Source organism: Leptolyngbya cf. ectocarpi LEGE 11479, assembly GCF_015207065.1.
Taxonomy (GTDB): Bacteria; Cyanobacteriota; Cyanobacteriia; order Phormidesmidales; family Phormidesmidaceae; genus Leptothoe; species Leptothoe ectocarpi.
The window spans coordinates 1-8540 of sequence record NZ_JADEXP010000283.1 but is presented as its reverse complement, the minus strand read 5'-3'; the positions used below and the strand labels follow the sequence as shown (position 1 = coordinate 8540).

Below are 8540 nucleotides of genomic sequence, written 5' to 3'. Positions count from 1 at the left end.
GGTGCGATCGCGATTCAGACTATCAGTGGGTGCTACAGGAACACCGCCTCGCCCTGTCACCACAAATTGGTTCTCACCAGCCGTACATCCCTGAACCACCCGATCGCTGGCCGCCGCTAAACCACTGGGTAATTCCACCAGGCCTGAGTCTGGATCTACACCAAAATCATCAATAGCGATTGTGCCGCTCACACCAAACTCAGAACTCGCTGTAATGTCGTTTTCGGGCGTCAGCCGATCGCGAAATACTAAACCCAAAAGGCTTTGGGTTGTAATATCGATGTTGCCACCAGTACCCAAAACAGCATTAGCCACAATATCACTGTTTTCGATCCCCAAAATCACCGGGGCCATCAGGGTGATATTTCCCCCGGTGGACATACCGCTAGCACTGGTAACAATTTGGCTGTTTTGGCGCAACAATATTAATTGGCTAGCACTTATGTTCAAATCTCCTTTATCACCAGCCGTCACCTTAGCTTGAAGTGTTCCATTGTTGAGAAAGAGAGTCTCTGCAGAGATATTTAAATTACCCGCATCACCTCCCCCTAGGCTGCTTACTGAGACTTGAGCGCCATCACGGATGGCAATCTGTTGACCCTGAAGATTAACCGACCCTGCATTAGCCTGAGTTGTTGCACCAGACATAATGGCACTGTTAAACAGGCCATCGCGAGACTGTCCCCAGACATCGATCTCATCAGCACGAATAGTCACCGTGCCGGCATTCCCATCGCCATCAGTAGAGGCTGTAATTTGACCACCGTTATACACACTTAAACGATTGGCTTCAATATCTAACGACCCTCCGTTGCCAGTCGAACCAGCGACCGCATTGGCAACCAGACCACTGACTGCGCCAACAAAATCCACAATTGGATCGGCCACTTCTATTTCATCAGCTCGAATAGTAATATTTCCCCCAGCCCCAGTCCCAAGTGTGTTGACAGCAACTTTTCCGCCCTGCACAACATTTAACCTTGGGGTTGTGACGCTTAGATTGCCAGCATTGCCAGTAGAGCCAGGTTCAGCACTGGAAAATAACCCACTAGAAAAGGCATTGCTAGAATAAATGCCAACCCCCTTTATTTCAACCAGTTCTGTCGCCGTTACTGTAAGGTTTCCAGAGTTTCCTTCTGCAAACGTTCCAGTACCCACTTGAGCACCATCTTGCAGTATCAATTGTCCAACATTCAGATTTAAATTACCCCCCGTCCCAGCTCCAACAGTATCCACTGAGATCACTGACCACTCCTGACTGATCAAGCGTTCTACTGTAATTGTAAGATCTCCTCCTAACCCTGAGTCAAAGGTTCTTGAGGACAAAACAGTAGGAACACCATCCGCATCTGGGTTACCAAAAATAAGCAGATCTTTAGCCTTGATCGTCATGCCACCGCTAGCACCTTGATCGAAGGTTTCAGTCGTTACGAAGGCAGATTGACTGAGCACCAGCTGGTCCGTTTCTATGATTAGATGGTTACCTCGTCCTGAACCATAAACATCGACATAAATAGCACTACTAGGAAAATCGTAATCACCTATCAATTCAACTCGCTCAGAGGCTCGAATGCTAACTAAGGTACCGTTAGCAGAACCCATGTTAGAAGCCTCTAGGAGAGAATCTTCTAACACCCTAACAGTTCTACCTTGAACCTGAAAGATTCCTCCTCCGTTCCCACTAACATCAGCATAGGTTGCTTGGTCGAGGGTAATATCTTGAAAAGCAGTTGCGTTGGTATAGTCCAGCAGAAAGGTATCAGGAGCCAGAGCCAGCTGACTACCTGGGGTTACACTGCCCAGGGACAATTCTCCTTCCGGGGCATTCAAGAAACTGCCTGTAAACCGAAGTTCTCCCCCTAAGAATCCTAGAGATTCTCCTGGATTAACCACTAAACTTCCTTGCTCTACAGTAATGGGACTGGCCAGTGCACCAAACTGTAGCCCTGCTGGCACACTCACTGACAACAAAGGTACAGGTTCAGGAACACGACTGCTAAAGCTTAGTCCATCATTGAATAAAACACTCTCTGCCGTACTGGCAAAAAATGATCCTGGCAACAGCAAATTTGCATTCGCTCCAAACGTAATGCCGTTGGGATTGATCAGAAATAAGTCTGGATTATTACCCCCGGTCAGCTGTAGCTGTCCATCAATCACAGACGTATTGGTGCCCGTCACCCGCCCAATCACTACATTGACCGCATCTTGAGGATCATTTAGCTGAAATAGGACATCGGCAGTGTTAGGGGAGAAATCTTGAAAACTATGGAATAAGGTCGTGAGCTGCTGAGTCCCTCCAGTAACCGTAAATGGACCGTTGCCGATGACAGTGGTGCCCACGGTGTCATCTGGGATGATGCTCTGGCTATAGCTGGGTAAAAAAGGATCAAGCACAATACAGATACCCCCAAGGGCACCAAGCCCCCAGCCAAGTAATCGATTGCTCATAGCCATAGGACCACCATGGTTATCTAGTCTTTGGTTATCTAGTCATCTGTCTAGTCAATAATATCTACGGTCGCCTGGACCATAGAACCTGACGGTTAGCTTTAAGAAAACTTTTTAATCGCTGGATTCCTCTGATCCTAGAGGCCTAAAGATTCAATTAGGCTTTATTTTTGAGGCGTATAGGCATTCCGGGGAAAATCCCCATTAAAAAATGAGGCAACCACATCGGCCAAACATGCCAGATTTTGCCGTAGTGATAATAGCGATGAGCGCGCACCAAAGCCGCTACTCTAGGAAAGACGTTGTGTGACATCCCTATGTCGGCCCCCCTCCTAACCCTCAAGGCCATTGATAAGGTATACCAAAACGGTACTGTGGCTTTGCAAGGTATCAATCTCACGGTGCAGCCGGGGGAATTTATCAGCCTAGTGGGTCCCTCTGGCTGTGGTAAAAGCACCGTATTACGATTGATGGCTGGGCTGGGTTCCCCCACAGGCGGCATTATGGACTGGCACCATCCCCCAGAACAGCGTCATTTAGCCTTTGTCTTTCAGGCTCCGGCCCTAATGCCTTGGGCCAATGTTGTGGACAATGTCTATTTACCGCTCAAGCTTAAGGGGCAACCCCTACGTTCGGTGCGAGCCCGCATCCAAGATGCGATTAATACCGTTGACCTGAGCGGTTGGGAGCGCAGCTATCCTCGGCAGCTGTCAGGAGGGATGAAAATGCGCGTATCCATTGCTAGAGCATTGGTGACTAAACCCAAAGTTTTGCTAATGGATGAGCCCTTTGGTGCCCTAGACGAAATGACCCGCAGCCGATTGAATAGCGATCTGCTTCACCTGTGGGAAAAAAGACACTGGACTGTCTTATTTGTCACCCACAACATTTATGAGGCTGTGTATCTTTCCACTCGAGTGGTGGTCATGGCGGCCTGCCCAGGTAGAGTTGTGGCTGATATTCCCATTGAGGCCACCTATCCCAGAACAGATTCGTTTCGGACATCGTCCCAGTTTAATCACTATTGTCGCGAGATTATGGCGGCGTTGTCGGCGGTGGAGAAGACAGGTGTAGGTTGAACAAGAAGAAGGATAAGAGAAGAGACAGATAGTGAAGAATAGAGAGACAGATATCGCAGGTGATTGAGAAAAGCAGATCGGAATTGCTATGGAATTGGCTGGCTCCGGCCTTAGTGGGACTGGCGGCGGTGGTCGGCTGGGATGTTTTTGTGCGGGTGACCCACATGCCTCCCTATCTGTTGCCAGGTCCTGGACTCGTGGTCAAAACCCTAATAGAAGAATGGGGAGATTTGTTGCCATCTCTGTTAGTGACAATTCAAATTACGGTGGTGGCATTTTTAGCGGCTGTTGTCTCTGGGTTGTTGATTGCGATTTTGTTTGCCCAGAGTAAATGGGTGGAGCGGAGCTTTTTTCCCTATGCGGTGATTTTACAGACGACGCCGATTGTTGCGATCGCACCCCTGATCATCATCTGGCTCCAAAACAATACCTTTATGGCCCTGGTGGTCTGCGCCTGGATTGTGGCCTTTTTCCCGATTGTATCGAACACCACCCTGGGGTTAAACAGCGCCGACCATAATTTGCAAAATCTGTTTGAAATCTATGGCGCATCCCGTTGGCAAACCCTGATTCATCTACGGTTACCCAGTGCCCTGCCCTATTTTTTAGGCGGATTACGCATTAGCGGGGGGTTAGCCCTCATCGGAGCGGTGGTGGCTGAGTTTGTGGCCGGAACCGGCGGCACCCGCTCTGGTATTGCCTATCAGATCCTGATTTCCAGCTTTAATCTCCAAATTCCTCGTATGTTTGCCGCTTTGCTGATGACAACGGTTCTGGGAGTCGCTATCTTTGTGGGACTCACGGTATTGTCGGATCGATTGCTGCAGCACTGGCATGAAAGTGCGATCAAACGCGAGAATTAGCCTCCAAAACATCAAACCATGCCCGGATTTATCAAGGTACCTGATACCCCTCACTATTGGTTAACCAATGGTCGTATCCCCCGATGTTTTCTCGATGATGATGCCGGTCTAGAACCGATTCCGTCACTGCAGGCATTTCCCCATCTAGAGGATCTGGTGGCGGTGGATGTGGAGATCCGTGGGGGTGCGATCGCAGCTATCCTGCCCGCAGGTCAGACAGATTTGGATAAACCAGCGGTAGAGCTAAACCAAGGTCTAATCTGGCCCTGTTTTATAGATATGCACACCCACCTGGACAAGGGGCATATTTGGCCTCGCTGCCCCAACCCCGACGGCACCTTTGTGGGAGCCCTGGAAACCGTACGACAAGACCATGACAACTGGCACCACGACGAACTGTACCAGCGGATGGAATTTGGTCTCAAGTGCAGCTATGCCCACGGTACCCAGGCCATTCGCACCCATCTAGACTGTTTTGGATCTTTGGGTCGCACTAGTTTCACCGTATTTGACAAACTTCGCCGCCAGTGGAGCGACCGACTCACGCTACAGGCTGTCTGTCTCGTCTCCCTGGATTATTTTCTAACACCTGCAGCTGAGTCCTTAGCCCAGCTAGTGGCCGAGTTTGGCGGAGTGCTGGGGGGCGTGGCCTATATGAACAAAGACCTGGCAGCGCAGCTAGATCAGGTTTTTATCCTGGCTAAACGCTACGGCTTAGATCTAGATTTTCATACCGATGAAAGTCTAGATCCTGAAGACATCACCCTCCGCTACGTAGCCGAAGCCGCCCTCCGCCACGACTTTCAAGGAGCCATCACCTGTGGCCACTGCTGCAGTCTATCGGTGCAATCCTCCCAGGTAGCTGAGAAAACCCTAGCCCTGGTCAAGGCCGCTAACATCGGCATCGTCAGTCTGCCCATGTGCAATCTCTATTTACAAGATCGTCAGCCCGAACAAACGCCCCGATATCGGGGTGTGACCCTATTACATGAGCTGCAGCAGCGAGGCATCCCGGTTGCCTTAGCCAGCGATAACTGCCGCGATCCGTTCTATGCCTACGGCGATCACGATGGCCTAGACGTGTTCAAACACTCAGTACGCATCGGTCACCTCGACCGACCCTTTGACCATTGGCCCACCAGCTTTACTCGCCGTCCCGCTCAGCTAATGGGTTTAGAGAACCTGGGAACGCTAAGACCAGGCGCATCTGCCAATCTGATCTGCTTTAAGGCTCGGACCTTAAACGAACTAGTGGCTAGGGCTCAAGAAAATCGAGTCGTACTCCGCCAGGGGCAGCAAATTGACACCACCCTACCCGACTACAGCGAACTAGATCGCTGGGTACAGTAACCAAATTGGCCAGCAGTGAACTGGTCCACAAGGACTTACCTGTCTAAACTCACCGTGCGCTCCGCCAAACGGCTCAAGGAAATTCTTGCAGCCTCGGCTACTTGGGAATGACTGTCCTTGGCCATATATCGCAGTGCCGACGTTCCTTTCTCACTGGGTAGATTTCCCAGGGCTTCAGCTAATCGCTGCCGTACTAACCAGTCCTCAGATTGGGCAAAGTTTAAAATTTCATCTACGGCACTCAGATCGCCAATTTCACCAAACGCGGCAATGGCGGCCTGTTGCAGAATGACCTCCGGACTGTAAAGCGCCTGAATCAGAGCATCGTGGGCACGCGGATCCTTCAGATTTCCTAGGGATACCGCCGCACTAAAGCGCACCAGCCAATCAGTATCCTCATAGAAAGACCGAATCAGTGGCTCAAAAGCCCGAGGATCTTCCAAGTATCCCAATGCCCCGGCTGCATCGGCTCGAATACCATAATCCGGGTCAGTTTCTAGAATTTTGACCAGCAAGGGGAAACTTTCCACCGTTTGCTTGATGCCCAGGGCAAAAATCGCCATTGAACGCACCTGCTGATTGTCATCATCTAGGACCAACTTGATCAGCTCTATCGCATCTGGGTCGGGTACATCGCGTAGTGCTGCTAGCGATAGCTTTTTATCCTTAAGGTCGCCGGTTTTTAGTTTATTAGCCAGGACGGCGAGATCGAGCATAGTGTCGTTATAAGTTTTCTGTCTTCTTCAAATTATAGTGAAAGGTTACGAGCTGTGGGATCAAGGAATGGAAGCATGTTCCGAAACCTATATCTAGCCGACGGCGCGGCTATCTAGCTGACGGTACAACTCCCCAGAAATGTGCGGAATACCGAACCAACGTCATGAAGGGCTTATTAGGGCCACGGAAGCTATCGCTGCTACCCCGCATCTTCCACGACGCCCTACCGTTGCTTCAGGAAATTCTAGATTATGGCTTACCAAGCAAACAGCAAGCGCCAAAAGCGTCGTAACCGTCGCCGTTATACCCCCGCGCCTGCTGGCAAACCCAGTCGTACAAGTTCTGGAGGGGCTCGTTAAAATTCCTGTTTTTGTTAACGTTAAGTTGGGGTAAGAGTTGTTATAGCTAATGGTAGGAATAGATCCCTTAAGCATTAACTCGCTAAGATCTTTTCACTAGATTCGTTAAACAACCTACCCTGAGACTGCCAATGACTACTCAAACTGTTCTGCAGTTTATGCAGAAGACTGCCAATAATACCGCCCTCCAGCAACAGCTTGAAGCTCTTCTGGGTTGTGGAGACGGTGACATTAGTTCCAGCGTCAACCTTGATCCCGAGGAATCCTTAGCCCTCAGCCAGCGTGCTCCTAAAGTGATTGAGCTGGCCGCTTCCATGGGCTATCACTTTTCCAATGATGAACTTCTATCGGTGATTGATGCCTTTAAACAACACCAAAATGGCAACCTTTCTGATGCCGCTTTTGCCAATCTCCTAGGCATGGCCTCGGGCGAGAGCGTAGCTCCTGCTGTACGCCATAACTTTAAGCGTCTAGCCAACTATTTGTCTAAAACCTATTTAGGTGTAAAGATCTCTTAACGATCACTGACGAAACCATCCTGGGGATCAGCAACAATCCTCGAAGAATCATTCCCTGGGCTGATCCCCACTGTAAATTGTCTTTGAAGTCAGTATTAATCGAGTCTCATTGGGCTATACCCATAGTCATTTTTTTAAATCTCTCTGTGCGTGTTTCTATAACCTGCTTTCAGGCCCTAGCGTTACTGGGAAACGACGACTTAGCTTCATGGCCTAAAATAGCCAAAGGTGTTCTCTCAGACCCACTGAGCCTAGTGAGAGACTTTAATCTCATAGAGAATATTTTTTTACGTAACGCTCTCTTTAGAAACGTAACGTCTTTTGCTAAGGAATTCTAAGTCCGCTAGAGTGTCATTGGTTCGATGGATCGATTCTCGAACCAATATCCTGGAGGATGAGCGCTTGGGTTCTGTAAGCTAATGCTAAGCTCCCAATAATTTCTGTTCAGTCTGGCATGGTAAATCCCAGTGGCAGAAGGTTTCCGTTCTTCTTCTAGATTAGATTTTTTCTATAGTGCAGTGTCACACAACATGGTTAATTCCCATTCTGTGACGGCATCAGCTTCTGAATCTCAAGAGCTGATGCCGTTGGCTGAGGTGCAGCCCTCGAATGTCTTGTCGTCTGAGGTGTATGTATGTGTCCATGGGCACTTTTATCAGCCGCCGCGAGAGAATCCATCGTTGGAAGCTGTGGAGCGACAGCCCGGTGCTGCGCCATTTCACAATTGGAATGAGCGAATCTTACGTGAGTCCTATCGCCCCAATGCATTTGCGCGCATCGTGGACCACCATGGTCAGGTGCTAAAAATCATTAATAACTACGAATTTCTGAGTTTTAATATCGGGCCAACGCTCATGAGCTGGCTCGCTCGCCACGATCTTGAAACCTACCGGCGGATTTTGGCAGCTGATAAGCGTAGCTGTGATCGCAACGACGGCCACGGCAACGCCATCGCCCAGGTTTACAATCACATCATTTTGCCCCTGGCTAACGAACGTGACAAACACACCCAGGTACGCTGGGGGATTGCGGATTTTCGCAAGCGTTTTGATCGCGATCCCGAGGGCATGTGGCTGGCGGAAACAGCTATTGATCAAGATACTCTGCGGGTGCTCATCCAAGAGGGGATCAAGTTCACCATTGTGGCTCCCTCCCAGGTGCAGCGCTGTCGGCAAATGGCCACCGGGGATCAACCAGCATCAG

The 8540-nt window shown here is 49.8% G+C and carries 6 protein-coding genes and 1 pseudogene; 5 read left to right on the top strand and 2 right to left on the bottom strand.

What is annotated here, in order from left to right; all coding sequences use genetic code 11:
• Window positions 1-2451, bottom strand: a 2451-nt coding sequence (locus IQ260_RS22955; RefSeq protein ID WP_193995412.1) for a beta strand repeat-containing protein, incomplete at its 3' end; no start/stop codon positions are given.
• A gap of 317 nt (window positions 2452-2768) precedes the next feature.
• On the opposite strand from IQ260_RS22955, the gene IQ260_RS22950 reads away from it, so the two are divergent.
• The 3 genes from IQ260_RS22950 to IQ260_RS22940 all read left to right on the top strand — a co-directional run bounded on the left by IQ260_RS22950 (window position 2769) and on the right by IQ260_RS22940 (window position 5743).
• Entirely contained in the window at window positions 2769-3530 is a 762-nt protein-coding gene (locus IQ260_RS22950; protein WP_193995411.1) for an ABC transporter ATP-binding protein, read from the top strand.
• An 83-nt stretch (window positions 3531-3613) separates the two neighbouring features.
• On the top strand, window positions 3614-4393 hold the full coding sequence (locus tag IQ260_RS22945) for an ABC transporter permease (RefSeq protein WP_228016361.1): 780 nt from the start codon (window positions 3614-3616) through the stop codon (window positions 4391-4393).
• 18 nt (window positions 4394-4411) lie between these two features.
• Complete coding sequence (locus IQ260_RS22940) at window positions 4412-5743, top strand: cytosine deaminase (protein WP_193995410.1); 1332 nt, start codon at window positions 4412-4414, stop codon at window positions 5741-5743.
• A gap of 35 nt (window positions 5744-5778) precedes the next feature.
• Here the strand turns inward: IQ260_RS22940 and IQ260_RS22935 are convergent, their stop codons facing one another.
• Window positions 5779-6459: a HEAT repeat domain-containing protein gene (locus tag IQ260_RS22935; RefSeq protein ID WP_193995409.1), complete on the bottom strand. Its 681-nt coding sequence runs from the start codon at window positions 6457-6459 to the stop codon at window positions 5779-5781.
• A gap of 491 nt (window positions 6460-6950) precedes the next feature.
• Between IQ260_RS22935 and IQ260_RS22930 the strand changes: the two genes are divergently transcribed.
• Both IQ260_RS22930 and IQ260_RS22925 read left to right on the top strand, forming a co-directional pair.
• A complete protein-coding gene (locus IQ260_RS22930) occupies window positions 6951-7337 on the top strand; it encodes a Nif11-like leader peptide family natural product precursor (RefSeq protein ID WP_193995408.1) in 387 nt (128 codons plus the stop codon).
• 530 nt (window positions 7338-7867) lie between these two features.
• Window positions 7868-8540: pseudogene (locus IQ260_RS22925) on the top strand (DUF3536 domain-containing protein); the annotation flags it as partial.